Below are 25,818 nucleotides of genomic sequence, written 5' to 3'. Positions count from 1 at the left end.
AGGATTGGAGGGAATGATATGAAAGCATCCAAGTTAAACAAGCAGATGTTGGTTGCTCCTTACATCTACATATCACCCTATTTCATCTTGTTCTTCGTCTTCTCGTTATATCCGATTCTGTATTCGATCTATATCAGCTTTACGGATTGGAACGGCTCCGGTGAGAAGCTATTTATCGGGTTCGAAAATTATATTCAGTTGTTTAGCGACAATGACTTCTGGTTATCCCTGTGGAACAGTACGCTGATCTTTCTGATGTATGTTCCGATCATGTTGTTTGTGGGACTGATTCTGGCGTCTATGTTGAATTCCAACTGGATGGTAGGCAAGGGCTTTTTCCGGATGGCGCTGTTTGTTCCCAATTTCGTCTCCGTCGTTGCCGTTTCCTTCGTCTTCATCCTGTTGTTGAACACCCAGGACGGCCTGGTCAATAGCGTGCTTAGAAGCATCGGCCTGATCGACAATCCGATTCCTTGGCTGGAATCGCCTTGGTGGGCGCGGTTCTCCGTTGCCATGATGGTGCTGTACCGCTGGCTTGGTTATAACATGCTGCTGCTTCTTACCGGACTGCAGAACATTTCGAAGGATTTATATGAAGCCGCTTACGTTGACGGAGCTACGAAAATCAAAAGCTTCTTCTTCATTACGATTCCGTTAGTCAAAAAGATGCTGTTGTTCTGTACGGTGCTCTCCACGATCGGAACGTTCTCGCTCTTTACCGAGCCGTTCATTCTGACCCAGGGCGGGCCGTTGAACTCGACCTTGACTCCGGTACTCATGCTGTATAGAGAAAGCTTCCAAAACTTCAATTTCGGTTACGCATCTTCCATCGCCGTCTGCTTCTTTATTCTCATGATGGTTATCTCTTTGTTGCAAATGCGTATCTTCGACGATAAAGAGTAGGCGGGAGGATACTATGGAAAAAACACTAAAATTAAAAGCTGCCGGCACTTCCGGCAGCAAACACATCTGGTCCTCGTCACTGGCATTTATACTGATGGCGGTTGTCTCCCTGTTCACTTTGTTCCCGTTGTTCTGGCTGTTCAGTTCATCGTTAAAAGACATCAGCGAGATCTTCGTGAATCCGCCGATCTGGATTCCGTCGACGCTGCATTGGGAAAATTTCAGGGAACTGTTCGTGGAACGGAAATTCGGAATCATTACCTGGAACAGCTTCTTGTTATCCACGACTTCTACATTAATCGCGTTAATCTTTTGCAGCTTGGCCGGATTTGCTTTTGCCAAATACAAGTTTAAAGGTAAACAATTCTTGTTCGTACTCGTGCTGGCATCACTCATGATCCCGCATGAAGCAACCATGGTGCCTTTGTTCTCGATCTATAAGAACATGCATCTTATCGATAACATTTGGGGCGTGATTCTGCCGGATTTGGCCAACGCTTTCGGGATTTTCTTCATGCGCCAGTACTGCATGTCGCTTCCCGATGAGATGATGGAGGCCGCCCGGATCGACGGTTGCAACGAATTCAAAATTTTCCGCAAGATCGTGCTGCCGAATCTGAGATCCGGTTTCGCCGGTCTGGGTATTATCCTGTTCGTAAAACAATGGAATAACTTCCTGTGGCCATCTGTCATTTTGAGATCCCAGGAAAATATGACCTTGTCCGTAGCACTTAAAGCGCTTGAGGACAGCAATAATACGCCATACCATCTCATTATGGCCGGTTCCGTGATCAGCGTACTTCCGCTGCTGATCATCGTTCTGATCTTCCAAAAGCAATTGATTGCCGGGATGATCGATGGCGCAATTAAAGGCTAATGCAAAAACCCCTGAAGAGATTCAGGGGTTTTTGATTATTTATTTACTATTAAATAATTGCATTCGAAGAAGCTGCTTCAACTCGTCCATATTTTTTACGGAAGTGAACGGAATACCTAGCCTATTTAGATTATCTTTCAATATATTCCCGCAAAATAAGTGGATGGATAAACCGTTTATCAATTCCTCCAGAAATTCCTCTTTATCGGCACCCTTAATTTCAAGAAATGCTGAGACCAGTTCCGCGTCCCCTAAAAAGAGCTCAAAAATTATCGCAGGCAGTTCATAATCTTCAGGAGCAATCATACAGTCCGCAAAGTCAATCAAAGTAAGAGTTCCTTGAGAATCAAGCAATACGTTATCCCTTGTAATATCCCCGTGAACCAGCACTTTACCGGAATAATTACGTTCAGAAGCACGAATCTCCAACTCTTGAATCAATGAGGGGTGTAATCCATTCATACGTTCGGTGCGATAGGGATGGTTCCTTAAATCGGGTTGGGGCGGCAAATGATCAAAAGGTTGATTTAAGCGCGACGTGATCTCGGATAACCGCATCACAAATTGCTTCTTGTCCGCCTCAGGAAAAGACAGTACGGTTTCCAAAGGTACATTGGCGACTACGTAATCCATAACAATATAGCGGAACAAATATTTATCCTCCAACTCGCCGTACGCAATAATACGGGGAACAGAGATCCCTTGTTCCATGGCGAACTTCATTACGGAAAGTTCGGTATAATAATCTTGTTCCGTATGGAACCCGCTCTCCCTAGGTGCATAAATTTTGATGACTAGCCGGTCTGCTTTGAATACCGCGTTGGTCCCCGGAGTCAGGTTTTGAATCTCTTCCTTTACCGTCAGGCCTTCTTTTTGGAATATGGCCTTTGCCAATAGGGCGAAAGCTTCAATGGAAGTAAATATATTTCCCCAGGAAGCAGTCCCGTTCAGGGTTTCTTTAAAAAACATCTACAGCGCACCTCGCTTAATCGTTATACAATGAAAGTATCATAATAAAGGAGAAAGGCTCAATGACAAATCTACTCTATTACAACTCAGCCTATTTAGCTGAATGGCAAACCGTCATCCATACGGTTTTAGAAAAAGAAGACGGGATATACTTAACTCTTGAAGAGACGGCTTTTTATCCGCATGGGGGAGGACAACCCTGCGATGAAGGGACCATCGGGGGCATTCCCGTACTGGACGTGTCTAAGGAAGGCGAGACCATCTGGCATAAGGTGGAGAGCATGCCTGAGGAAACATCGGTCGTATGCCGGTTGAATTGGGACCGGAGATTTGACCATATGCAGCAGCACAGCGGCCAGCATCTGCTTTCGGCGACTTGCCTTGAGACGCTGGGGGCGCAAACGTTGAGCTTTCATCTGGGGGTGGATTATGCCACCATCGATGTAGAGCTCCCGGAGCTGTCATCGGAGCGGCTTGTTCTTCTCGAAAAGGAAGTAAACCGTCATATTTATCTCAATCATGAAATTACAAGCTACTTTGTAACGGATGAGGTAGCGGCAAGGCTGCCGTTAGTAAAACAACCGAAAGTAACCGGCGATATACGAATCGTTGAAATAAAAGGTGTGGAGTATAACGCCTGCGGCGGAACCCATGTATCTTCTACAGGAGAGATCGGCATGATCAAGCTGTTGAAGGCGGAACGCCAAAAGGGGAATACAAGGATCTATTTCTTGTGCGGATACCGGGCTTTGCAGGAATTTAACGAAAGTCAGCGGATTTTAACGGCGTTGGCGCAGAAATTCAATATCGGGAAAGATGGAATTTTGGATCGTTTGGACAAATGGGAGCAGGAGCACAAGCAGCTTCAATGGGAACTGAACGCCCAAAGGGAGAAGAATGACGAGTTTGTAGTGAAAGAGCTTCTATCCCAGTCGAAAGTCGGCCTTATTGCGCAAGTGTTTGAAGATCGCAGCCTGAAGGATTTGCAAAACCTGGCGACCAGGTTAGCCGCTGAAAGCAAAGTTCCCGTGTTATTCGTAGCCGGTGGTGACAATAAAGTCTTAATGGCCTACGGCGGCGATGGAGGATTTTCTTGCGGAGCATTTTTCAAAGAGCATCTCGGCGGCTACAACGGTAAAGGTGGCGGCAGCGACAAACTGGCGCAGGCGGGTTTCGGCTCTTGGGCTGAGGCGTTAGCTTTTTATGAATTTGCCAAGACAGGATGTTCGGATTAAAAGGGAGGAGTTACATTGGCGGAGAACAAAACGAATGCCATGCGAATATTGGACAAGTCCGGCGTTCCTTACAGTATTCTTGGATATGATCCCGGGGATGGAGAAATCCACGGCACGGCTGTGGCCGAGAAAATCGGCCGTCCTCCCGGCTCCGTATTCAAGACGCTCGTTGCGCATCAGAGAAATCAGATCTATGTGTTCGTCATCCCGGTAGCGGAGGAGCTGGATTTGAAAAAAGCGGCCAAAGCCGCCGGCGAGAAAAAAGTGGAGATGCTGCCTGTCAAAGAGCTGTTGAAATGGACCGGTTACGTTCGCGGCGGCTGTTCGCCGGTCGGGATGAAGAAGCTCTATCCCACTTTCCTGGACGCGAGCGCGGAAGGCTTGGACAAAATGGCGGTAAGCGCGGGAAGAATCGGCACCCAGATGGAGCTGGATCCTGGAGAGCTCGCCCGGCAGGTAAATGCGCGCTTTGTGCCGCTGATTAAAGAAACAGATAACGAATAAGGCAAAGGAAGTGCAATTCAACATGATTAGACCGGCAATAAAGGAGGACCGCAGTCAAGCTGCGGTGCTTATGGTTGACGCGATCCATGATATCGCAAATGCATTGACGGGAGAATCCGACAAGTCCAAGGTTTTGGAGCAAATGGAGAAGTATTTCTGCGAGGAAATCAACCGGTTAAGCTACCGAAACTGTCTGATCAAGACAGTCGGTGAGCAGCCGGTAGGCATTGTAGTTGCTTATCACGGCAAAGACGCTCCGGTACTTGACGCGCCGATTCTGAAACACCTGGAGAACACTAATGGAGGAGCACCCGCAACCTTGGATAACGAAGCGGACCCCGACGATTATTATATTGATACGGTTAGCGTCAGTCCGGAATTCGGCGGCCGTGGTTTTGGGACCGAGCTGCTGGAGGCGTCGATTCAGCACGCAAAGGAGCAGGGCTACCGAACCGTATCCCTGAATGTTGAAGAAGATAACGTTAAAGCGCGCAAGCTTTACGAGCGGCTCGGTTTTCGGCACAAGAAAGACATCGTTATTCACCATCATACTTATGCTTATATGGTGAAGACGTTGTAAGAGTATGATGCTAATTCTTCGTGAAAATACTTCGTCTATTTACGTTAAGCTTAGCGGATGTTATATGAACCGCGGTTTCTTCCACCGCGGAAAGTATTCCGACAAAGCACGCAGGCCAAAACACAGCCGGGTTGTGGGATATTAGGAACAAGGGCGGGCCTAGAAAAAGAAGCAATCCGGCCAGCTTATTCCCCCAAGTATGTAGAATGGCGAACGATCGATATTTGCAGGCGGCTATGATCAAGTTGACGCAACGTACGAGCGTTATAAGGATGATCCAGGGGACGAATGGCAGAATTTCGGTTCCATGCCGAAGGATCAAATATCCCAAAATAACCGCAACCAGCATGAGATCCGCTATGGTGTCCAGTCTGGCGCCCAGTTCACTTTGGGTATTCGTTTTTCGTGCAACCGCACCGTCAAGTATGTCGCTTAACCCGGATAAGAGATAGATGACCGCAAATAATCCGGGACGTTCAAACAAGAATATCAAGGTTATCACTAGAATCATTCTGCTTATGGAAATGAGATTTGCCGCATGATTCAACGGACTTCCCCTTTTGGGAATGATGGGACTTAACTTTTTTTGATCACTGTTCTTCCGGATTCTTCAAGTTATAATATTATCATCTTATTCGACTGGAGTCTGGTCATATACGATGGACAAAATACTGTTAATAGAAGATGATCACAAACTACAGAAATATATCAAGGACTATTTGGAAGCTTATGATTTCGTGGTGGAGTCGGTTTCGGATTTTGGGAAGGTTGTTGAGCAGGTTGAAGAGAGTAAACCGGATCTGATTCTTCTCGATATCAATCTGCCGATCTTTGACGGTTTTTATTATTTGCGGGTCATCCGAAAAAAGTCCTCCGTCCCAATCATCATTCTTTCTGCGCGCAGCGACGAAGGGGAACAAATCCGCGGCATGGAGTACGGTGCGGACGATTATGTGACAAAGCCGTTTGTGATCGGAATCCTCTTGGCGAAGATCCATGCCGTGCTCCGGCGCGTTCATCATCGGGCGGAAGAGAGCCAGTCGGCCGGAGAGCTCAAACTGCTGCAAGACAGCATGAAGCTGCAATATAAAGAACAGATCATGGAATTGAGCAAGAATGAATTTCGTCTAATGCACCTGTTTATGAAAAAAGCGGGAGGGATTGTCACCCGCGAAGAATTGCTGGAAGCGTTATGGGATGAACATGTGTTTGTCGATGACAATACGTTGACCGTAAATATTACCCGGATTAAAAAGAAGCTGAGCCAGTACGGACTTCATAACGTCATTACGACCAAGCGGGGAGTGGGCTATGTCTTTGATCCGAATGCTTGCTGATTTTCTGAGCCTAAAAAAAGGAATGATCTTCGTTTACGTTTTGAATACGGTGCTCCTCCTATTTTTGTCTTACGTTTTCTATGACGTGAACGACATCATGTATCCGCTTCTTGTCAGCTGCTTTATTTTGTTCATTTATCTCGTGATTTCGGGCACCGGTTATTTCAAATTGTGCGTCAAACTTCAGGACTGCAAGAGTCCGCAGATGGAGCTTGATGAGTCGAAGGTGCTGGACAAGCTTCTATTCGGGAAGATCAACGAGATCCATGAGCAGTACAATGCCAGGATTTATGAACTGAAGAGCTCCGTTAAAGAAAGAAACACATTGTTCTCGCAGCGGATTCACAATATGAAAGGTTCCGTCTCGATTATTGCTCTGGCTTCGGAACAAGGTTCGCAACAAGCCATGGAAGACATTCAGGAAGAGAACGGCAAACTGATGGCGAATTTGGAAGAATGTTTGAACGTGCTTAGGCTGGATGATTTTTCGCGGGATTATTTTCCGGAGAGGGTAAGCTTGCACCGTGTCGCCACGAGAGCCATCAACGCCCGAAAGAAAGATTTTATATATCAAGGGGTTTATCCCAAGGTGGAAATCGATGAAGCGTTGCATGTATATACCGATGAAAAATGGTGCGGGTATATGCTGGAGCAAGTGTTGTCCAATGCGGTCAAGTATAGCCATCGGGAAGGCCTGGTGACCGTCAGGAGCGAGGTGAAAGGGGATCGCGTCCTCCTTACCGTACAAGATAACGGGATCGGGATATGTCCGGAGGAGCTGCCGCGGGTATTCGACCCATTTTTTACGGGGAGGAACGGAAGAGAGGTTCGCTCGGCTACAGGGATTGGCCTGTACATGGTGAAGTATATCGCGCAGAGACTTGGCCATGGCGTTAGCATGGAGTCGAATAAGGGAGCGGGGAGTATGTTCACCATTTCTTTCCTTGCAAAAATGTAAGGTTATGAAAGGGAATTGCATTCATGAAGTTGAGCTCTCCTTTTATACTTCTCCTATCAGGCCATGAGGGGGGAGCAAAAAGTAAAATGGACATTATTACGATAAATCATTTAGTCAAAGTTTATAACGGGCATAAAGGAGCCAATGGCGTAACGGCGATCGACGGAATGAACCTGAACGTGGAAAAGGGCGAATTTGTCGGAATCATGGGGCCAAGCGGAAGCGGAAAAACTACGCTGCTGAACATTTTGTCAGGTGTCGATAAAGCTACGTCCGGTGAAGTCATTATCGACGGGCTAGACATTACGAAGCTGACCAAGGACCGGATGGCACTGTTCAGAAGGGAGCGGATCGGGTACATTTTCCAGGATTTTAACTTGCTGGACAGTTTGACGCTGCGGGAGAACATCGCATTGCCGCTGATTCTGGACAAACAGGCCCCGAATGAGATTGAAGACAAGCTTGCCCCGCTGATGCAGTTTTTGGGCATCTTTGATCTGAAGGACAAATACCCCTACCATATTTCCGGCGGTCAAAAGCAAAGGGTGGCCGCTGCCCGTGCGATCGTAAATGAACCTGCGGTTGTTTTGGCGGACGAGCCGACAGGCAATCTGGATTCCAAATCCGCCAATCAGCTGATGAGTACGATAGACTCACTGAATGAACAATGGGGCAGCACGATCCTGATGGTTTCTCACGACCCATTCGCCGCGTCGTTCTGCAAACGGATCATTTTTATTAAAGACGGTAACGTCGAAATGGAAATCAGGCCGGCCGGAGACCGGAAACAATTTTTCGATCAAATCCTGGAGGCGCAGAGCGTGATCGGAGGGGGGAGAGCATGACTTTCTCAACCATCGTCCGCAAGAATTTTTTATACAATGCCAAAAAGTACCTGTCCCTATACTTCGTAAACAGCCTTACTGTTGCGATCTTGTTCATGTTCGGCAGCTTGCTCTACAATCCGGAAGTCTTAATGCAGGTGGGAGATACGACCCTTTACGGCATCGTCCGCTTTGCCTTGGTCGGCGTCGTGTTATTCTCCTTCGTCTTCATTACGTACAGCAATCTTTCTTTTTTGAAATACCGAAGCAAGGAATTTGGCATGTATATTACGCTGGGGATGACGACGAAAAATCTAATCAAGATGCTGTTTCTGGAAAACGTAGGTATCTTCGCAGTCTCGTTGGCAAGCGGGCTTGTTACCGGCGGCGTATTCGGAAAGCTTTTTTTCATGGGTTTGAATCAGATCCTGATTTCCAAGCCGATTTCATTTGAATTGAACGGGTCAAGCCTGTTGTTAAGCAGCGGCATTTTCCTGATCGTATTTTCGGGAAATTTTATCTTTAACATCCTGTATCTCCGTAAAATTTCGATAGTCGACGTCCTTCAAGCCGCTAAGAAAAAAGAGATAGGGAAAAGCAGCGTAGTCATGGGAAGCCTTGCGATGATCGTGTTTGCCGCGTCCGTTCTTCTTCTGCCGCAATTGATGCTCGGAAAACTGTTCGACGAGGCTACTTTAATCATCATCATCCTTATCGTCCTGACCATGGTTACCCCTTACGTGATCTTCGGGACGCTGATTTCGGTGGTCAAGTCGGTTATGAAGCATTTCAAGAAAATATACAACAACAACCTGATCGTGATGTCGAATTTGAGTCATCGGTTCCTATCTTATAAAACGACGATGTACATTGTATCTTTGTTAATGGCCGGTGCGCTTTTTTTTATTGGCATGACTTATGCGATGTATGCCACGACCGACGAAAATAATGATCGGGACCATCCGTTCGATGTGATGTTCGTGGAAAGCAACCGCTTCAACCAAATGGATGACGGGGAGATCGAGTCGATCCTGACGAAGCAAGGAAGCACGGTGGAACAAAATGAAACGCTGGAAATTTTACAGATTCCGGAGTTTCGGAATTACGGCGGGTCGTGGGTGCTTTGGGATACTCATGCAGCGATCATCAGCGAGGGAAATTACAACCGGCATATGGGAACAAGCTATAGCTTGTCGCCAAGCCAAGCCCTATTCGCAAGGGTTCATCAGGAGAACAGAGAATATGCCGTTCCGGATAACGTTCTGGCGGTCATGGATCCGGAACTTATCAGTGAAGAGCTCCGGGAGAAAGGAAGCAAAGACGACTTACTGAGGGCGTTGGAGGGCTATCCTGTCACGGAATATAAGAGCGGAAGCATCAAAGTAGTTTCGGAACCGTACATCAATAGTGTGCAAACGGCCAATTCCTATTTTGGTCATGCGCTCGTCGTAGACGATATGAAATACGAAAAAATCAAAGCGGCTGTGGAAGAGTCTCAGGTAATCAAGGCTCATTTGGTTAAAGGGGATATACGGGAAGCCGGATTTCAGGCGCTGGTTCAGGCGCTCAGGGAACGGAACGGATTTGATTCATCTTATTGGAATAGTACTCAACAGCAAGAGTACCTAACAGATGATGAAAGAACACCTTTGGAGGCACTAAGACCGATTTACAAGGATGAACAACTGAAGAACCAGCTGGAATCCAACGGGACGATCTTTTTTATTATTATCTTTCTTGGCTCGCTGTTCGCGATTGATTCGGGGGTGGTGCTATATCATAAAGTGCTGTCCGATATTGACGATCATAAAGACAGTTTGCTTTCACTGAAGAGAATTGGCGTAACAAGGAAGGAAATCATCGTCATCGTCTCCAAAGAATTGGCCGTGACTTTTTTCTTGCCGAGTATTTTTGGAGTGGGCTTGGGTCTTTATTATTTCAATGTATTGTTTAGCAATCAGAATCTGGTAGGTCAATTAGTGGAAAAAGCGGCCTTGGTCGCGTCGCTGTTCCTTGTTCTGCAGGTGGTATTCTATTTTGTCAGCCGCAAGAAATATGTTTCCGAACTGGGCAAGTATTTATAATCGTGGATGTCAAACGAATAAAAAGACGCCGAAGGCTGCATCGAAGCACCTCGGCGTCTTTTTATGTTAATAATAAATTGAATTATTCCGTGTCCTCAACAACCCGATCAGGCAACTGCGTCACATAGCTGTCGGATAACTGAAGGAGCTCCAAAGCCCGATTAAACTCATTCTCCGTTGACTTCACGGGATTGGCTTCATTGACATCAACACCATTCAAGGGGAGATGTTGACCATCCTCAAAGCCGCTGCCCGACAGGAAGAGCTCTTCGTTGTTGACGAAGGATCCCGTCGGCAAATAGTAGCGCTCAGGAAGCAAGTTATAAGCTGTATGATTCAACAAATCCTGACCGAAATGGAGATGATTGTCTAAAGGTACGCCTAACAGGTTGCAGACGGTTGGCAGGATATCCACCTGCCCGCCGATTTGTTCCTTTACACTGGACGTTGTCACGCCCGTCGAAGAAATCAGCAGCGGGATGTTTATCAGCTCCCGTTCCGAATATTCATGTCCGAAAATTTCTTCCAGTAAGGCTTTGTCGTCCTCTTCGAGAGAGAAAATCGGCAGCCCCCGGTGATCGCCGTACAACACGATCACACTGTTATCCCAGACCCCGTTTGCTTTAAGCTCATCGATAAAGAGTCCAAGCGCGTAATCCGCATAATTTTGAGCCCGAATGTAGTCGCCGACCAGCGTTCCTTCGTATCTTTCGGGGAGCGTCATCTTGTATTTGTCCTCCGGAATGGAGAACGGATTATGCGCCGACATAGAGATCACATGCGAGTAGAACGGCTGTTCACTCTGGTCCAGTCTAGCCAGCTCTGACGCGGTTTTTTCATAAAGCACTTCATCTGACGGCCCATAGAAGAAGGTATCCTCTTCGCCAAAAAAGTTGGCTTTGTCATAATACCGGTCAAAACCTAATGCGTCGTAAAGTTCGCCGCGGTTCCAAAATTCTACGTTATTCGTATGGAAGGTTGCCGTATCATAACCTTGCGCTTGCAGCAGTTTGGGCAAGCTGGGAAGCTCTTTAGGAGCGTACATCTGTGTAGCCGCGCCATCCTGCGGAACGTAGAATGAGGTATTTACCATAAATTCGGCGTCCGAAGTATTTCCTTGTCCGACCTGCTGATAGAAGCGGGGGAAATAGAAGCTGCTGTCGGCCAGCCGGTTCATATTCGGCGTAATCTCCTGACCGTCAATCGACAGATGAATCAGGAAGTTCTGAAAAGACTCCATTTGCAGGATGATCAGGTTTTTTCCTTTGGCCGCCCCAAACATGTTAGGCTGATCCGGAGCGTGGATTCCTTTTAAATCATCAATAGCCGATTGAGTTATTTCGGATCGTTCAATAGGTTCTTCCTCCTGATCCGTTAGCAAGGAATAGGCTTCGTAATTAAGAATCCCCATTTGTTCGGCCTTGATCGTTTCATTCATGCTGGCCCGGTTTGGAAAAATATTCACCGTACAAATCACGACGGACACACAGAATAAGGCCGCGACGAGTTTGCGGTTGCTCGGACGGGACATGGAAGCCTTCCAATCCTGCGCCTTTTTACGGCTGAACATGATCAGGCTGATAATGACGATGTCCAGAAAGATGAGCATATATTCCGGACGAAGGACGGAGAAGATACTCTTTTTGACGGCTCCGACTTGTTTGACTTGATCCAGTACTTGGGAGGTCGCTATAATTCCAAAATGATTATGATAAACAATTAGTGAGAAGAACAAAACGGATATCAATAGATTGACCAGCATATAAATCGCAATTTTCCGTTTCGTAGCAAACCATTCAATCAGGCAAAATACGAGCAGGACGCAAGGAATTTCCTTCAGCCACGTGGTCCACGTCGGCCCATCCTCGAACAAGTAATACCAGGCAAAATAACTTTTCGCGAGCATGATCAAAGAAAAAAATAGAATCGATTTTTTGCTGAGTGTGCGTGGTACGTTCACCGACATTGCCGTTGCGCATCCTTTTCTATATGATTTTAGATCATTTTATTACATGGAAATGATAGAAAGCAACTGAGAATATTACATGGATTTTCACAAAACATAGAATAGCTTGTTTCACCCAAATTTACCGACATCCCAGACCAAACCTGTCCCGGGGACATACAATAGATCATCCAAGTTGAAAGGGATGATAGAGTTGCCTACTTTTGATAATGTGCTCGTTACCGGAAATCAGACGATTCAACAGAATTTACAAGTCAACCTGGATGCGACGGTCCAGGATTTAAATGTGACTGGCAGTGAAACCATATTGGGTCATTTGCAAGTGAGCGGAACTGCAAGTGTAGGTGGGAATGTGTTCGTCGGCGGGACAGCGGGTGCCGCGCAAAGAATATCTTCCAGTAACCAGCCGACTGTTCCGGGAGGGGGGAGCAGCACGCAATCCGTTCTATTCTATCCCACCGGGGCTGCAAACCAGCCGGGAGTGCAGCTCAAAGGAACGGATGGGCTCGATTATGTGCTGTTCGTCGTCGTAATCGGGGGAGTTCCTAGTCTAGGGATTCAGAGAGCTTAACGTTTTACTTAAAGATGATCAAGTGAAAAGGGCCTCCTTCTCAGGCAGGCCCTTATTTTTCGTTCAACGCATTTTTCACGGCCTCTAAGTATTGAAAACCGTAGTGTTGATCCGGCTCCAAAAAGGCGCCTTCCGCCCATTCGTTCCAGGCGTTGATGAATAGGAATTCACTGTTGTATAAGGTTTTGGCTCGTTTGATTTGTCGGGACAGGTACCATTCAAACTTTTGCGGGGAGGCCCCGATCGTGCTTTGACCCCGGTCTCCCAGGCGCGGGGTGTTGTCCCAGGATACAAAGGCTCCAGGGAAAATGGGCTGCCCTCTATCCCTCCGGTGGGATCGGTTGATAATCAACTCCCATGTATTATCGTAGTCGATGACCAGGTGTTCCTTGTCTCCGGTTTTTATTCGGCGCCAGAACGCGTTAGATCCGCCATGGGCAAACGTATAGTGCGGCTCGAATTCGACACTCGCGTCAAATCCGTCCAGATTGGAGATGGGGAAACCGCCAAGCGTTTGGACGAAATACATTCCTTCAAGTCCGTTCTCACATGCAAGCTTATTCCAAAATGACAGCATATCCTGACATCGGGGGATATTGCTCGGCCTGTATATCAGGAATAGGGGTCTCCCATTGAGTTTGATATACCTTGGATCGCGGAAGGCATCCAGCAGTTCGTAAAAATGCTGGCTCCATTCCTCCTCCTCTCCATAGGTTTGCTCAATCAAAATGTGCCGGTCACCGCCGTCCCATTTCCGGGTCCAGGTCTCGTTGGCCCAGGACAGGCAAAAAGGGAAATCGGGCTCTCCACTCCTGAGTATTTGCTTCACAGGCTGCTCCAGCAGCTGTTTGCCGTGAAACCAATAATGATAATAACAGAATCCGTAGATACCGTAGGATTTGGCCGCCATAGCCTGCCATTGCCGGGCTGAGGAGTCCATAAGATTATAATAGTAATTTTCCAGCGGAATTCTTGGCTGCAGATGTCCCGGGTATAATGGAACAGCTTTTTTCGTATTGGTCCACTCGGTAAAGCCCTCTCCCCACCAGGCGTCATTTTCGGCAATTTGATGAAATTGGGGTAAATGAAAAGCGATAAGCTTCAAACGGCTGCCACCTCCTGATGTTGTATTTATTCTTAGGGGAGGAAAACGGCGTAGAGTAGTCTGGAGACCATTTGAAGGTAGGAGTAATCGTACCGGCTTTTCCCAAGTGCCCGGCTTGAATAAACTCGTCTTTGATCCGGATGGTCCAGATAATAGATGAGCTTTGCTTCAAGTTCATCCAGTGAATGATAGATCACTACATCTTCGCCGGGGCACATATATTCATACAAATCAGGATGAACGGAAGCGAGCTGAAAGGCTCCGCATGCGGCTGCCTCAATCACTTGGCGTACCTGTGGCTCCAGATGAATGATGGCTCCGGCTCCATTATAATAGTTTGCGGTTTGAACCGGGGATGGCTCCCGGATCCATTCAAACGTCTCCAGTGCCGCAAGCTCGAGGCTCGGTGCATCACTGCAGATCACTTTGATTTTCAAGCCTTCTGCCATTTTTGAAATGCTCTTAAAACAATACAAGTGCCTGGAGCTGTCTCCGATAATGAGCAGGTCTGACCGATAGTCCTCATCAAACGGCTTAGGATAATAGAGCTCGGGGTCAGAGGAAAAGGGGAGATGACTCACCCGTCTGCAGCCCACGCTTTGATAGAATGGAATATGGACGGTATGCTGCGTAAATACGTGTTCGAAACAGGCCGCCGCCCGGCCCAACGCTTCCGATGTGCCCTCGTTATCCGCCAGCCACACGGCTTTGACAGCGGGTGAGCCTTGCAATGCCCCTAAGTCTTCTTGACTTATTCCGTCCGGTCTGCCCATATAAACGATGAGATCGGGGTTAAGCAGCGATAAGGACATTCCAAAGCTCGGTCTTGCCTTGATCGTTATTACTTCTTTAACGAGACGTCTGAGTTCATCGGCAGCGATTTGTTCGGATCGCCAATCTTCATCCGGCATTCCGGAGCACAGAAGCACTCTTATCTTTTTATAGTCCACAGGTAAATGGGGCTTCTCGGCGCTTACAATCGGAGATACCGGAATTTCCTTAGTTTTGGCCTGTTCCAGCAAGTCGGACATCATTCTCGTAAGCTGCTCCTCAGAGATGCGGTACCACCCGACCGGCGGAGCCGCTCTTTTGGTGATCCGCTGATTTTTTTTCATCATGGTCGAGCCACAGTCCCTTTCTGTCGATGATTCTGGATATTCTATGTGTCCAGGGGGTGATTGTCATGGGACAGATGTACACGCGGCGAAAAAAAAGATCAACCCTTTAAACGGATTGATCTTTATAAGCATATGAGGTTATTTGTTTCTAGCGTTCACTGCGGACGTAAACCGATCCAGCGCTTCGGCAAGCAGGTCCCGAGGACAGGCCAGATTGATGCGCAGATAGCCCTCGCCTTCACGGCCGTAGATAGACCCCTCGTTAAACGCGATTTTTGCTTCTTTATACATAAGCTGCTTCAATTCTTTCGAGTCCAGTCCCAATGCGCGGCAATCCAGCCATAGCAGGTAGGTTCCTTCGGAGCGTACGGGAACAAGCGCCGGAAGATGATTGGATAAATAGGAGATCGCAAACTCCTGATTGGCGGCAACGTACGTCAATAGCGCATCCAGCCAAGGCTCGCTATCATTGTAAGCCGCAATGGTTGCCGGAGGACCGAAGAAGTTGACGGAGCCGATGGACAACGCATGGATCCGCTCATCGAATCGCCGTTTGAGCCGGGGATTCGAAATCACGGTGAACGAAGTAGAAAGTCCCGGCATATTAAAGGTTTTGGAAGGAGCAAGACAAGTAATCGTCCGTTCCGCGAATTGCTCGGATAGCGAAGCAAAAGGGAAATGTTGATGTCCGGGAAAAACGAGATCGCAATGAATCTCGTCGGCGATGACTTTGACGTCGTATTTGACGCATAGGTCACCGAGACGTACAAGCTCTTCTTTGGTCCACACCCGGCCTCCCGGATTTTGAGGGCTGCAGAGCAGGAGCAGCTTGGCACCGCCGCTCATCAGCGTTTCCAGCTTCTCATAATCCATCTCGTAACGGCCGTTCTTCAAAAGGAGCGGACTTTCGGCCAGTTTTCGGCCATTTCGTTGAATCACGTCATAAAACGGGTTGTATACCGGTGATTGTAAAATGATCTCATCACCCGGCTCTGTCAGGGATTGTACCGCAAGACTCAGCGAAGGGACCACGCCGGGCGAATCGGTCAGCCAGCTCTCGTCCACGTTCCAGCCATGGCGTCTTTGAAACCAGCCGGTAATGGCGTTCAAATAATCTTTGCTGCGGATGGTGTAGCCGTAGATTCCCTGGGCTGCGCGTTCGGTTACAGCCTGAATGATGGCAGGGGAGCATTTGAAATCCATATCAGCCACCCAGAGCGGGAGCACCTCCTCATCTCCGAACAGGGTTTGTCCCTGATCCCATTTGTAGGAGAGCGTCCCCCGGCGCATGGTGCGTTCATTGAATTCATATGTCATCGTCTTCTTGTCTTCCTTTCGGCAAGTCGTTGAATGGTTCCATCTTCTGCAGGATGCCCTTAAAAAAGGACGCGAACCGCATAAGGTCCGCGTCAAACAGAAAGAGATGTCTGTTACGAATTGTATCCGTCAACGACGAGCTCCAATCCTCCGGTAGTGGAGTCGATGAGCATGCCGTGAACGGGTACATGGGGGGGAAGCAATGGATGATTTTTTACAATCTCCACAGTTTGAATTACCCCGTCTTTTTCACTGTCAAACCCGCGAAGCCATTTTCTTAGCTTTATGCCGGAATTCTCGAGGGTGTTAAGCACATCGTCGGAAATCCCGCTGTCTTTGATGGTGCCGATCATATGCTCCGCATTCAGCGAGGCCATGCCGCAGCCGGTATGTCCTACAATAAACACTTCCTCCGCTTGCAGCTCGTAAATGGCAACCAGCAAACTCCGCATTACACTCCCGAACGGTTGGGAGATGACGGCACCCGCATTTTTGATGATTTTGGCATCCCCGTTCCGTAAATTTAAAGCTCTGGGAAGAAGCTCGACCAGTCTCGTATCCATACAGGTGACAATAACCATTTTTTTCTGCGGAAACTTATCGGTAATAAATTCTTCGTATTCCTTGTTGGCAACAAAACTACGGTTGAATTCCAAAATTGTTTGAAGACGGCTCATAATGATCTTCCTCCTTAATGAATAATGTTCGCTTAGCGCCGATCGATTAGTCGGATATTCGACTTATAAAACTGTGACACGCCATCCAGGCGAAACGTTCCGCCGCTTTCCTCACCGGTAAGAACCAATTGTTCTTCAAAAAAAATGGCTTGCATCCGGTCGATCCAAAATGGAAAGGTCTCATTTTCTAACGGAATGTCGTAAGCACCGGGTTCTCCGGCAATTTGTAGTCCGGGAACGCCGCTCATGCCGCAACCGCAATCTTCCGTATCATAGACAAGACGCATCAAGCCGGGCTCCTGGCCCATAGCTGTGCGAATCATCTCTTCGGCGCGGGGATCCAGTTCTATTTTCAACCTCGACAGCTCCTTTAAAAAAAATGACGGCATTTCAACAAATTTGTGAAAAAGGTCGTCTTAAAATTTGATTATACGTTTTGTAAAAAGTATCATCAAGAGGAATGGATAAATTCATCTGTAGAGGTGGGACTTGTCATGAAGCAGGAAACGGCAGACCAATGGAAATCATTTCTAGAGCTTCTCCGTAAAATCAAGAGCTATCAGGAAGCGGTCGCGCTGATGCATTGGGACCTTCGCACAGGCGCGCCGAAAAAAGGAGCGGAAGCCCGTTCCGAAACGATCGGCTTGCTCTCGACGGAAGCTTTTAAACTGCAGACTTCCGCGGAAATGGGAGAATATTTAAGCTATCTCAACCATCAGACGGTTCTCGGTGAACTGGATGAAACCGGACGCCGCATGGTGCAGCTGGTACAAGAGGAATACGACCGCAGCGTTAAGATTCCGCCGGCGAAATATCAAGAATATGTTGAATTGACGGCCCATGCGGAAACGTTGTGGGCGGATTATAAGGAAAGCGGCGATTTCGCGGGCTTTGAGCCTTATTTGACCAGAATCGTTGCGCTTACGCAGGAGTTTATCGACTACTGGGGACCGAAGGAAACCCGCTACGATACGCTGCTCGACATGTATGAACCGGACTTGACCGTCAAAAAGCTGGACGAGGTGTTCGGTCAGCTCCGCGACCGTCTGGTTCCGGTTGTGGATGCCATTACCGCCTCGCCGCACAAGCCGCAGGCTCCGTTCTTGAACCAATTGTACGACAAGGATCAGCAGGAGAAAATCGGTCTGTATTTGTTGGAGCAGATCGGTTACGATTTCGAAGCGGGACGCGTCGACGAGACCGTGCATCCGTTCGAGATTACGCTGAATCAAGGCGACGTGCGCATTACGACGCATTATTTGCAAGACGACGTGACCAGCTCGATCTTCAGTTCCCTGCATGAAGGCGGTCACGCCTTGTACGAACAGAATGTCGCCAAGGAGCTTGCAGGAACGCCGCTGAGCGAAGGGACCTCCATGGGTATCCATGAATCCCAGTCCCGTTTCTGGGAAAACTTCGTCGGACGCAGCAAGGAATTCTGGGATCGCTACTATGGAGATCTTCAGCAGCACTTCCCGGAACAGCTCAAAGACGTTACGGCAGAAGAATTCTACCGCGCCGTCAATCGGGTGGAGAAATCGTTGATCCGGATCGAGGCGGACGAATTGACGTACAATTTGCATATTATCATCCGCTATGAAATTGAAAAAATGATCTTTAACGAAGGGCTGCCGGTCAGTGAGCTGCCTAAAGTGTGGAATGAGAAATATAAGGCTTACCTCGGATTGACCCCGCCGAACGACGGGCTCGGAGTGCTTCAGGATGTGCACTGGTCCGGTGGAAGCTTCGGTTATTTCCCATCCTATGCACTAGGCAACATGTATGCGGCGCAAATCACCCAAACGCTCAAGAAAGAACTGCCGCAATTTGAAGGCTTCATTGCCGAAGGCAATTTTGCGCCGATCAAAGAATGGCTGACCGACAAAATCTATAAATACGGTAAGAGCTTGAAACCGGCCGAAATCATCATGAAGGTGACCGGGGAGGAACTGAACCCCGATTATCTGGCTGATTATCTGGAGCAGAAATACAAAGGCATTTACGGCTTATAATCCGGTCAATGCCGAAATCCGGGAGAACCTCTCTTCATTCGTGAAGAGAGGTTCTTTGTGCTGCAGTCCATTAGCCCGCTTAACCATTTGATGGGCAGCCGCATACACTGAACCAGAGTCTATTCTTTAGCAAGAAAGAGGTGGAGGCATGTTCATTAAGCGATACTCAGTGCTGGTATTGGCGCTGATTTTATTGATTGCGGGGTCGCTCAGCGGATGCGGCGGAAGCAAAGAGACCACGAAGGTAAGGATCGGGGAGGTGACCCGTTCCGTATTTTACGCTCCGCAATATGTGGCTTTGGAAAAAGGTTTCTTTAAAGATGAGGGGCTGGATGTGGAACTGCAGACCACGGCGGGGGGAGATAAAACGATGACTGCCTTGCTGTCGGGAGCGATTGATGTGGCCCTGGTAGGAGCTGAAACGTCCATTTATGTATACCAGCAGGGAGCCGAGGACCCGGTCATGAATTTTGCTCAGTTGACCCAGACAGACGGTACGTTCCTAGTCTCACGGGAAGAGTTAAGCGGTGACTTTGACTGGGAAGGTTTGAAGGGCAGCGTCTTCCTAGGTCAAAGAAAAGGCGGAATGCCGCAAATGGCCGGGGAATTCACGCTGAAAAAACATGGCATCGATCCGCATGCCGATCTCGAGCTGATTCAGAACATTGAATTTGCCAATATCGCGGCGGCGTTTGCATCCGGTACGGGCCAATATGTGCAGCTCTTCGAGCCGCAGGCTTCCATCTTCGAGCGGGAAGGAAAAGGGCATGTGGTAGCCTCCTTCGGAACGGAAAGCGGCCGGCTTCCTTATACCGTGTTTATGACAAAAGGAAGCTATATCAGCAAAAATAAAGAGAACGTGCAGAAATTTACGAATGCGATTCATAAAGCCCAGCTCTGGGTGCAAGAGCACACTCCGGAAGAAACGGCCAAAACGATTGCGCCTTACTTCAAGGATACGGATGAGGATATCCTGATCAGTTCCGTCAAGCGCTACCTGGAGCAGGGCAGCTATGCAGAGTCTCCCGTTCTGGAGGAGGATGCTTGGAACAATCTGCTAGATATTATGGAAAGCGCAGGTGAATTGAAAGAACGGGTTGAACCCGCCAAGGTCGTTGATAACAGTTTCGCCGAGGCGGCGGTGAAAGCCAACCCTTAGTTAAACCGGAAGAAAGGAGCGTGAACCATTTGACCCAAGTTCCTGTCGTTGAACTGAAAGACCTGGATCTGGCGTATGTAACGGACCGGGAAGCCGTACTAGCGCTGGAAGCGATGAATTTGACGGTAAGTTCCGGTGAATTCATCAGCTTGGTCGGCCCCAGCGGTTGCGGAAAAACCACGCTTCTATCCGTTATCGCCGGACTGCTCCCCCCGTCGAGGGGGGAGATTCTGGTCCACGGGAAGCCGGTACGGGGTCCTTCGCCGGAGGTAGGGTATATGCTGCAGCAGGATTATTTGTTTCCGTGGCGGAGTATTTTGGAAAATGCCTTGCTTGGTTTGGAGCTGACGGGGCGCTTGAATGAAGAGAGTCGAACCACGGTGTTGGAGCTGCTGGATGGAATGGGGCTTGGGAATACGGCGAATCAGTATCCCCATCAGCTGTCCGGCGGTATGCGGCAGCGGGTGGCCTTAGTCCGCACGCTGGCAACCAACCCGGATTTGCTGCTGCTGGATGAGCCTTTCTCCGCTTTGGATTATCAGACCAAGCTCCAGCTGGAGGATCTGGTTGTGGATACGCTTCGGCAGCGCGGTAAAACGGGAATACTGGTGACACATGATCTGTCGGAGGCGATCGCGGTCAGCGACCGGGTGATTGTGCTGGCGGCCAGGCCGGGAAGAATACGTAAAACCTACGTAATCCCCGATAATATCGCCAAGGCGCAGCCGTTTTACGCCCGGGAGGAAGCCGGATTTAACGACCTATTCCATGAAATCTGGCGGGACCTCGAAACGCTGGAAGGAAAGGGGGAGTAGGGTTGGATCATCCAACAGCAAACCGGGAGAACGGCAATAGCCGGGAGACATGGACGCACGCTAAGTGGCAGCAGCATCGGAGAAAAAAGCGGCGGATGAGCCGCCTTGTTCTGATGACGCAGCTTCTGCTGCTCGTAGCGTTTATTGGCTTATGGGAGCTGGCAGGTCGTTTAAAATGGGTGGATACGCTGATCTTCAGTTATCCCTCCAAGGTCGGAAGACAGATTTTGAAGGATGCCTTTAACGGGGAGTTATGGCCCCATCTGGCTATGACCGTCGGGGAAACCGCGGTCGGTTTCCTGCTCGGGACCTTGATCGGCACTCTGCTGGCGGTAGTGATATGGTGGTCCCCGTTTTTATCGAGAGTGCTTGATCCTTATATGGTGGTCTTCAACAGTATGCCGAAGGTCGCGCTCGGCCCGATCTTTATCGTCCTGTTCGGTGCGGGCTTTACAGCCATCGTAGTGACGACGCTATCGATCACCGTCATCGTCACGACGCTAGTTGTCTTCAACAGCTTTAATGAGGTTGACAGCAATCTGATCAAGGTGATCCGCACGTTCGGAGGCAACCGCCGTGATATTTTTGTCAAAGCGATTCTTCCGGCCTCCTTCCCTGCCATTGTGTCCACCTTGAAAGTTAATGTCGGCATGGCCTGGGTCGGCGTAATCGTCGGGGAATTCCTCGTCGCCAAAATCGGGCTCGGGTACTTGATCGTTTACGGATTTCAGGTATTTAACTTCACACTCGTGCTATCCAGCCTGGTCATTATCGCCATTGTCGCTACCGGGATGTATCAATTGGTCGTGTATGTGGAACGCAAGTTACTCAAGGAACGATAAACGTTCCTTTTTCAATAAAAAACCGCCGGGGCTTCGAGTCTCGGCGGTTTGGTGTTGTTCGGGGATAGAGGGGATAGATTGAGGTGAACAGGATGAGGTGGGAAGAGTTGTGGTGTGGTGATTGGATGAGTGGGTTTCGGTGATAGGAGGAGTGATGGATTAGGCGGTATAGAAAAAAATGTGGTGTGATGGATGAGAAAAGTAAAGGTGAAATTAGTGTAGGGTAGGGTGTTGAGTAGCTAAGAGGTCCATCCTATTCTATCCTGAAGGCTCTATTGGATATATCCAATGGAGAACTGTTAGTTTGGGATAATCCGTGCTGTTGATTGGAAATATCCAATCACATATATGCAAATTCTTGATTTTCGGCGTTTTTTAGTCAGATTCATTGGAAATATCCAATGGAACAACTCATTAGAGCAATTTACCGGCATTTTCATTGGAATTTTCCAATGAGCGTCTAAGAGAAATTCACCTTATCCAACAAACAGGTCAGTTACTCCGGCTGTGGCCTCAAATTAAAGACATCTCATTGTACGTGAACGTGAAATCAAGTACGATTAGCATTAAGACTTTTTAACTTAGGACGTAAAGGACAGGGTGGTTTTATGGGGTTCAGGGTCATCAAAACAGCGATCGCTACCTTACTGGCGATTATTATAGCGGATGCGGTTGGTATCCAGGGCGCGCTGTCCGCGGGATTGCTGGCGATCCTTGGCGTAGACGTAACCCGAAAACGGAGTATTGCCACGGTATCCTCGCGGTTTTTCGCTTCGGTGCTGGGTTTGATTCTTGCTTTTGTACTTTTTTATCTGTTCGGTTTCCATCTGTGGGTGCTCGTCGTATATATTCTGATCGCTTTCCCTCTGATCACAAGAGCGCATTTCAAAGAGGGGATTGTGACCAGCTCCGTCGTGGTATTCCGCGTGTTCGGCGGGGAGGAGCTCAGCTTTGCCGTCATGCTGACACAAATCGAGTTGCTGGTGATCGGGCTGGGGGCCGCCATGCTGGTGAATCTGGCGTATATGCCTAAAGCGGAGGACAAGTTGCTGGAGATCCGCAGGAAGGTGGACGGGCTGTTTTCGATTATTTTCAGCCATATCGCCGAGACACTCCGGGACCCGTACCATCTCTGGGACGGCAAAGAACTGATAGAAGCTGGAAAATTGGTGGACAACGGTCTGACCTCGGCCAAACGTGCTCTGGAGAACCAGCTTATCTCCCCGAGCGATACATGGTCCGTTTATTTTTATATGCGAAAAGAGCAGCTCGGCCGCATTGAAAGCATGCTGGAGCTGATATCCCGGGTGTACCAACGAATGCCTCAGGGTGAAATTACGGCCAACCTGTTCGACCGGCTCAGCCGGGACGTAAGCAGCGAAGAGTACACGGGGCAGACAGAGGTCATGCTGAACGAACTGGAGCAGGAGTTTAAACGGATGGAGCTTCCTTCAACCCGGGAGGAGTTTGAAATGCGCTCCGCGATTCTTCAGCTCTGCCGCGAGCTGGCCAATTACCTGAATATTGCGAAAAAGGATAAGGCACCGGCATCGCTCAAATCCTCCGGTAAAGGTGAGGCAGCAAAACACTGAAACAATTTAAGCATCCTTCGGGATGCTTTTTTTAAAATGAACGATTTTCCGTTCTTGATGGTCTTATAGGTGAAAGCCCACAAAGAGGAGGTGAACGGAGTGAACGACCGGGAAATGTTCGAAACCTACAAGGAGCAAGTGTTCCAATTATGTTATTACATGATGCAAAACCGATCCGATGCGGAAGATATTTGTCAGGAAGTGTTCGTGAAAGCCATACTTGCGGACAGAACGCAAATCAGGGACCTGAGACCGTGGCTGCTAAGAATAGCTTCGAACGAGTGCAGTAAGGTTCTAAAGAGAAGAAATAGTGGATGGACCAAGGAGATGTTCGCCTATTTGATGAACCGTCCGCAGGTCGTCAATCCGGTAGAGGAAGATTATGACCGGAAGGAAATAGCAAATGAGTTCAACGAAATGATTAGCCGGTTGCCCGAAAAAATAAGGATTGTGGTCACATTGCGTTTCGTTCATGAAATGACGGTGCCGGAAATAGCCGGTGTAATCGAGGTGCCGGAAGGAACCGTGAAGTCCAGGTTGAACAAAGGGATGCGGCTACTGAGGGATCGGAATGAACATGAATTAAAAAACAGGATGTCAAACAAAGGAGATGAGTGGAAATGGAAAGGGTTTTTGAAAGTAAAGTAAGAGAAGGCCTTCAGGCTCCCTCCGCTAACACGGATTTCGATGCCATGTGGCTCGCCATTGAACGTGAAGTTTCCTATCGGAAATCGGTTCCTCAAGAGACGCTGAAACCCGCCATCAGCAAAAGAAAGCTGGTTCCAGCGCTAGTATTATCATGCTTTATGTTTATGGCGGTACCAGCCTTTGCGGGTGTGGCCATGAATTGGAACAATATCATGGGTTTCGTAGGCATAGACAATGCATTGAACAACGGATACGGGCAACGATTCCAACAGAGCGCAACCAGCGCCGGAATCGCTATGAATTTGAACGGGGTCGTTACGGACGGGGAGAAATTGAAAGCATTGGTCTCTTTTGATCCGGACGAGGGCTTGGACCGGTATGACGCCTATCAAATCGGAAGCGTCGGTATAGCTGACGAGTCGGGAAACACGGTGCCCGCCAGTAGTAATCTATATTTCGATCAAAAGAGCGGCAAGCTGCTCGGCATGATTGAATCGAATGATATATTGCAGAAATCGGAAAAGAAACTGACGATCACCGCACAGCAGCTGATATTGTATAACTATAAAGAAACTCCGCTAAAAACGGCCTTTCAGACGGGAGATACCATTACAACAGGGTCCCCGGACTACCCGGAAATGCACATCGAATCTTTGACTAAGGAAGATGACCGGCTAATTGTCCGGTATATTGTATCCGCAACTTCTCCCGATCCCTTGCGTCTGGATCCTCATTTGATTTATGGGAGCGGTAACGGCAGCCGCGGTGAACTGACCGTACTTCCTTATGATGGAGAGGGTTTGCTAATTCAGCAAATTTTCCAAACTGCGGAAGTAAATCAAAACGAAACGGAAAGCTTCAGTTTGAGTTATCTGGATCAGGCGGAAACCAAGGACGGCAAGTGGTCGTTTACTTTTAAAGGCGATGGCAAAAAAGCAAGCAAAGCGGTTTATACGAAAAATCTGAACAACGGGGAACAATTGCAGGAAATGGCCGGCATCCGGCTTGAGAAGCTTATCGTTTCGCCGCAAAAAATAACGTTGAACATCGAGGAAGATAATAGCATGGAGCAGTATAAGCATGGGGTGGTCTGGTACAACTCGGTTACGCTCGCCGTCGGAGACAAAGAAATCCAGGGAGGTTTCGATCTGATCGGCAGCGATCCGAAGCGTTACCAACATGCTTATCAGTTTGAATCTTCGGTCTGGTATGAGGATTGGTCAACCGTTCCCATGAAACTGATTTTAGGGGATGCAAGGGTGACAAAACGGGATACGACTCAAAATTGGACCCCGTTAAAACAACCGGCCGAATTGAAGCAGTCTCTCGAAGTGTCGGTTGACAAATTCTTGATTCATTTCACCTATTATCTGGACGGCAAGGATTTGGTCGTGGAATCCTGGTCGGATAGTCCGGGATTCGGCGGCATCAGCCAGAGCATGTTAAGCGTCAACGGAAATGAAGTTTATCCGGAGATGGTATCCAATGGCCCGAATTATACCGGCAAAAAGGTGGAGCGTTACAAAGGCGGCTCCGGATTCGAAAATATTTTGTGGAATCCCGGATTTTATAACTATTATGATTCTCAGAAGAATGTGGAAGTGAAGTTGAATTAGATAGCGTAGAAATAAGCCCGGAGAACGCTCCGGGCTTATTCTTTTTTTGAGCAGGAATCGTTATTTCTTTACGTTTTTTCCACTCGTACATATTTATTTATCATGGGCT

Annotated in this window: 25 protein-coding genes; 17 read left to right on the top strand and 8 right to left on the bottom strand. The window is 48.3% G+C overall.

Translation table 11 applies throughout. The annotated features are described in order from the left end of the window. Nucleotides 1-18: 18 nt before the first annotated feature. Nucleotides 19-903, top strand: a complete 885-nt coding sequence (locus KB559_RS05635; protein WP_211020728.1) for a carbohydrate ABC transporter permease — start codon at nt 19-21, stop codon at nt 901-903. Between the two features lie 13 nt (nt 904-916). Next, complete coding sequence (locus KB559_RS05630; protein ID WP_211020727.1) at nt 917-1,780, top strand: carbohydrate ABC transporter permease; 864 nt, start codon at nt 917-919, stop codon at nt 1,778-1,780. Between the two features lie 39 nt (nt 1,781-1,819). Here KB559_RS05630 and KB559_RS05625 read toward each other — a convergent pair whose 3' ends face one another. Continuing rightward, the gene (locus KB559_RS05625) at nt 1,820-2,749 is read right to left on the bottom strand and encodes an aminoglycoside phosphotransferase family protein (protein WP_211020726.1); all 930 of its coding nucleotides are present in this window, start codon (nt 2,747-2,749) and stop codon (nt 1,820-1,822) included. 62 nt (nt 2,750-2,811) lie between these two features. On the opposite strand from KB559_RS05625, the gene KB559_RS05620 reads away from it, so the two are divergent. The 3 genes from KB559_RS05620 to KB559_RS05610 are packed head-to-tail and all read left to right on the top strand — an operon-like array spanning nt 2,812 to nt 5,068. Beyond that, entirely contained in the window at nt 2,812-3,984 is a 1,173-nt protein-coding gene (locus KB559_RS05620) for an alanyl-tRNA editing protein (RefSeq protein WP_211020725.1), read from the top strand. Nucleotides 3,985-3,999: 15 nt separating this feature from the next. Beyond that, the gene (gene ybaK / locus KB559_RS05615; RefSeq protein ID WP_211020724.1) at nt 4,000-4,488 is read left to right on the top strand and encodes a Cys-tRNA(Pro) deacylase; all 489 of its coding nucleotides are present in this window, start codon (nt 4,000-4,002) and stop codon (nt 4,486-4,488) included. A gap of 22 nt (nt 4,489-4,510) precedes the next feature. Next, the gene (locus tag KB559_RS05610) at nt 4,511-5,068 is read left to right on the top strand and encodes a GNAT family N-acetyltransferase (RefSeq protein ID WP_211020723.1); all 558 of its coding nucleotides are present in this window, start codon (nt 4,511-4,513) and stop codon (nt 5,066-5,068) included. 10 nt (nt 5,069-5,078) lie between these two features. Here KB559_RS05610 and KB559_RS05605 read toward each other — a convergent pair whose 3' ends face one another. Next, nucleotides 5,079-5,615 carry a CDP-alcohol phosphatidyltransferase family protein gene (locus KB559_RS05605; RefSeq protein ID WP_282103122.1) on the bottom strand — a complete coding sequence of 179 codons (537 nt, stop codon included), beginning with the start codon at nt 5,613-5,615 and terminating at the stop codon, nt 5,079-5,081. Nucleotides 5,616-5,727: 112 nt separating this feature from the next. Between KB559_RS05605 and KB559_RS05600 the strand changes: the two genes are divergently transcribed. The 4 genes from KB559_RS05600 (at nt 5,728) to KB559_RS05585 (ending at nt 10,271) form a co-directional block, all read left to right on the top strand. Further along, on the top strand, nt 5,728-6,405 hold the full coding sequence (locus tag KB559_RS05600) for a response regulator transcription factor (protein ID WP_211020721.1): 678 nt from the start codon (nt 5,728-5,730) through the stop codon (nt 6,403-6,405). 49 nt (nt 6,406-6,454) lie between these two features. Continuing rightward, nucleotides 6,455-7,363 carry a sensor histidine kinase gene (locus KB559_RS05595; RefSeq protein ID WP_348772896.1) on the top strand — a complete coding sequence of 303 codons (909 nt, stop codon included), beginning with the start codon at nt 6,455-6,457 and terminating at the stop codon, nt 7,361-7,363. A gap of 86 nt (nt 7,364-7,449) precedes the next feature. Beyond that, nucleotides 7,450-8,208 (top strand): ABC transporter ATP-binding protein, encoded by a 759-nt coding sequence (locus tag KB559_RS05590; RefSeq protein ID WP_211020719.1) that lies wholly within the window; start codon nt 7,450-7,452, stop codon nt 8,206-8,208. Beyond that, entirely contained in the window at nt 8,205-10,271 is a 2,067-nt protein-coding gene (locus KB559_RS05585) for an ABC transporter permease (RefSeq protein ID WP_211020718.1), read from the top strand. Before KB559_RS05590 ends, KB559_RS05585 begins: the two co-directional genes overlap by 4 nt. Nucleotides 10,272-10,353: 82 nt before the next feature. Here KB559_RS05585 and KB559_RS05580 read toward each other — a convergent pair whose 3' ends face one another. Then, nucleotides 10,354-12,177, bottom strand: a complete 1,824-nt coding sequence (locus KB559_RS05580) for an LTA synthase family protein (protein ID WP_481856424.1) — start codon at nt 12,175-12,177, stop codon at nt 10,354-10,356. Nucleotides 12,178-12,421: 244 nt separating this feature from the next. Here KB559_RS05580 and KB559_RS05575 point away from each other — a divergent pair, with 244 nt between their 5' ends. Then, on the top strand, nt 12,422-12,808 hold the full coding sequence (locus KB559_RS05575; RefSeq protein WP_244861518.1) for a hypothetical protein: 387 nt from the start codon (nt 12,422-12,424) through the stop codon (nt 12,806-12,808). 52 nt (nt 12,809-12,860) lie between these two features. Here KB559_RS05575 and KB559_RS05570 read toward each other — a convergent pair whose 3' ends face one another. The 5 genes from KB559_RS05570 to KB559_RS05550 all read right to left on the bottom strand — a co-directional run bounded on the left by KB559_RS05570 (nt 12,861) and on the right by KB559_RS05550 (nt 17,381). After that, nucleotides 12,861-13,913 carry a glycosyltransferase WbsX family protein gene (locus KB559_RS05570; protein WP_211020715.1) on the bottom strand — a complete coding sequence of 351 codons (1,053 nt, stop codon included), beginning with the start codon at nt 13,911-13,913 and terminating at the stop codon, nt 12,861-12,863. A gap of 32 nt (nt 13,914-13,945) precedes the next feature. After that, a complete protein-coding gene (locus tag KB559_RS05565) occupies nt 13,946-15,031 on the bottom strand; it encodes a glycosyltransferase family protein (protein ID WP_211020714.1) in 1,086 nt (361 codons plus the stop codon). A 138-nt stretch (nt 15,032-15,169) separates the two neighbouring features. Next, nucleotides 15,170-16,348 carry a MalY/PatB family protein gene (locus KB559_RS05560; protein WP_211020713.1) on the bottom strand — a complete coding sequence of 393 codons (1,179 nt, stop codon included), beginning with the start codon at nt 16,346-16,348 and terminating at the stop codon, nt 15,170-15,172. Between the two features lie 113 nt (nt 16,349-16,461). Beyond that, on the bottom strand, nt 16,462-17,025 hold the full coding sequence (locus tag KB559_RS05555) for a beta-class carbonic anhydrase (protein WP_211020712.1): 564 nt from the start codon (nt 17,023-17,025) through the stop codon (nt 16,462-16,464). 32 nt (nt 17,026-17,057) lie between these two features. After that, on the bottom strand, nt 17,058-17,381 hold the full coding sequence (locus KB559_RS05550; RefSeq protein ID WP_211020711.1) for an iron-sulfur cluster biosynthesis family protein: 324 nt from the start codon (nt 17,379-17,381) through the stop codon (nt 17,058-17,060). 138 nt (nt 17,382-17,519) lie between these two features. On the opposite strand from KB559_RS05550, the gene KB559_RS05545 reads away from it, so the two are divergent. From KB559_RS05545 to KB559_RS05515, 7 genes are all read left to right on the top strand, one after another. Next, complete coding sequence (locus tag KB559_RS05545; RefSeq protein ID WP_211020710.1) at nt 17,520-19,037, top strand: carboxypeptidase M32; 1,518 nt, start codon at nt 17,520-17,522, stop codon at nt 19,035-19,037. A 148-nt stretch (nt 19,038-19,185) separates the two neighbouring features. Then, nucleotides 19,186-20,196, top strand: a complete 1,011-nt coding sequence (locus KB559_RS05540; RefSeq protein WP_211020709.1) for an ABC transporter substrate-binding protein — start codon at nt 19,186-19,188, stop codon at nt 20,194-20,196. Between the two features lie 29 nt (nt 20,197-20,225). Next, the gene (locus tag KB559_RS05535; RefSeq protein WP_211020969.1) at nt 20,226-21,011 is read left to right on the top strand and encodes an ABC transporter ATP-binding protein; all 786 of its coding nucleotides are present in this window, start codon (nt 20,226-20,228) and stop codon (nt 21,009-21,011) included. 95 nt (nt 21,012-21,106) lie between these two features. Then, nucleotides 21,107-21,853 carry an ABC transporter permease gene (locus KB559_RS05530; RefSeq protein WP_211020968.1) on the top strand — a complete coding sequence of 249 codons (747 nt, stop codon included), beginning with the start codon at nt 21,107-21,109 and terminating at the stop codon, nt 21,851-21,853. A 608-nt stretch (nt 21,854-22,461) separates the two neighbouring features. Then, complete coding sequence (locus KB559_RS05525; protein ID WP_211020708.1) at nt 22,462-23,445, top strand: aromatic acid exporter family protein; 984 nt, start codon at nt 22,462-22,464, stop codon at nt 23,443-23,445. A 99-nt stretch (nt 23,446-23,544) separates the two neighbouring features. Then, on the top strand, nt 23,545-24,093 hold the full coding sequence (locus tag KB559_RS05520; protein ID WP_211020707.1) for an RNA polymerase sigma factor: 549 nt from the start codon (nt 23,545-23,547) through the stop codon (nt 24,091-24,093). Further along, nucleotides 24,066-25,709 (top strand): DUF4179 domain-containing protein, encoded by a 1,644-nt coding sequence (locus tag KB559_RS05515; RefSeq protein WP_211020706.1) that lies wholly within the window; start codon nt 24,066-24,068, stop codon nt 25,707-25,709. Before KB559_RS05520 ends, KB559_RS05515 begins: the two co-directional genes overlap by 28 nt. Nucleotides 25,710-25,818 lie beyond the last annotated feature (109 nt).

The sequence above is a fragment of the Paenibacillus sp. Marseille-P2973 genome (assembly GCF_018101095.1).
Taxonomy (GTDB): Bacteria; Bacillota; Bacilli; order Paenibacillales; family Paenibacillaceae; genus Fontibacillus; species Fontibacillus vini.
The sequence above is the reverse complement of the archived record's forward strand: the minus strand, read 5'-3'. Positions and strand labels throughout refer to the sequence as shown.

Coding starts and splice junctions, on each gene's coding strand:
- KB559_RS05610 (WP_211020723.1), top strand. CDS start 4,511: ATGATTAGACCGGCAATAAAGGAGGACCGCAGTCAAGCTGCGGTGCTT.
- KB559_RS05565 (WP_211020714.1), bottom strand. CDS start 15,031: ATGATGAAAAAAAATCAGCGGATCACCAAAAGAGCGGCTCCGCCGGTC.
- KB559_RS05635 (WP_211020728.1), top strand. CDS start 19: ATGAAAGCATCCAAGTTAAACAAGCAGATGTTGGTTGCTCCTTACATC.
- KB559_RS05630 (WP_211020727.1), top strand. CDS start 917: ATGGAAAAAACACTAAAATTAAAAGCTGCCGGCACTTCCGGCAGCAAA.
- KB559_RS05600 (WP_211020721.1), top strand. CDS start 5,728: ATGGACAAAATACTGTTAATAGAAGATGATCACAAACTACAGAAATAT.
- KB559_RS05555 (WP_211020712.1), bottom strand. CDS start 17,025: ATGAGCCGTCTTCAAACAATTTTGGAATTCAACCGTAGTTTTGTTGCC.
- KB559_RS05545 (WP_211020710.1), top strand. CDS start 17,520: ATGAAGCAGGAAACGGCAGACCAATGGAAATCATTTCTAGAGCTTCTC.
- KB559_RS05580 (WP_481856424.1), bottom strand. CDS start 12,177: ATGCTCGCGAAAAGTTATTTTGCCTGGTATTACTTGTTCGAGGATGGG.
- KB559_RS05620 (WP_211020725.1), top strand. CDS start 2,812: ATGACAAATCTACTCTATTACAACTCAGCCTATTTAGCTGAATGGCAA.
- KB559_RS05625 (WP_211020726.1), bottom strand. CDS start 2,749: ATGTTTTTTAAAGAAACCCTGAACGGGACTGCTTCCTGGGGAAATATA.
- KB559_RS05575 (WP_244861518.1), top strand. CDS start 12,422: ATGATAGAGTTGCCTACTTTTGATAATGTGCTCGTTACCGGAAATCAG.
- KB559_RS05530 (WP_211020968.1), top strand. CDS start 21,107: ATGAGCCGCCTTGTTCTGATGACGCAGCTTCTGCTGCTCGTAGCGTTT.
- KB559_RS05585 (WP_211020718.1), top strand. CDS start 8,205: ATGACTTTCTCAACCATCGTCCGCAAGAATTTTTTATACAATGCCAAA.
- KB559_RS05525 (WP_211020708.1), top strand. CDS start 22,462: ATGGGGTTCAGGGTCATCAAAACAGCGATCGCTACCTTACTGGCGATT.
- KB559_RS05560 (WP_211020713.1), bottom strand. CDS start 16,348: ATGACATATGAATTCAATGAACGCACCATGCGCCGGGGGACGCTCTCC.
- KB559_RS05515 (WP_211020706.1), top strand. CDS start 24,066: ATGGAAAGGGTTTTTGAAAGTAAAGTAAGAGAAGGCCTTCAGGCTCCC.
- KB559_RS05540 (WP_211020709.1), top strand. CDS start 19,186: ATGTTCATTAAGCGATACTCAGTGCTGGTATTGGCGCTGATTTTATTG.
- KB559_RS05590 (WP_211020719.1), top strand. CDS start 7,450: ATGGACATTATTACGATAAATCATTTAGTCAAAGTTTATAACGGGCAT.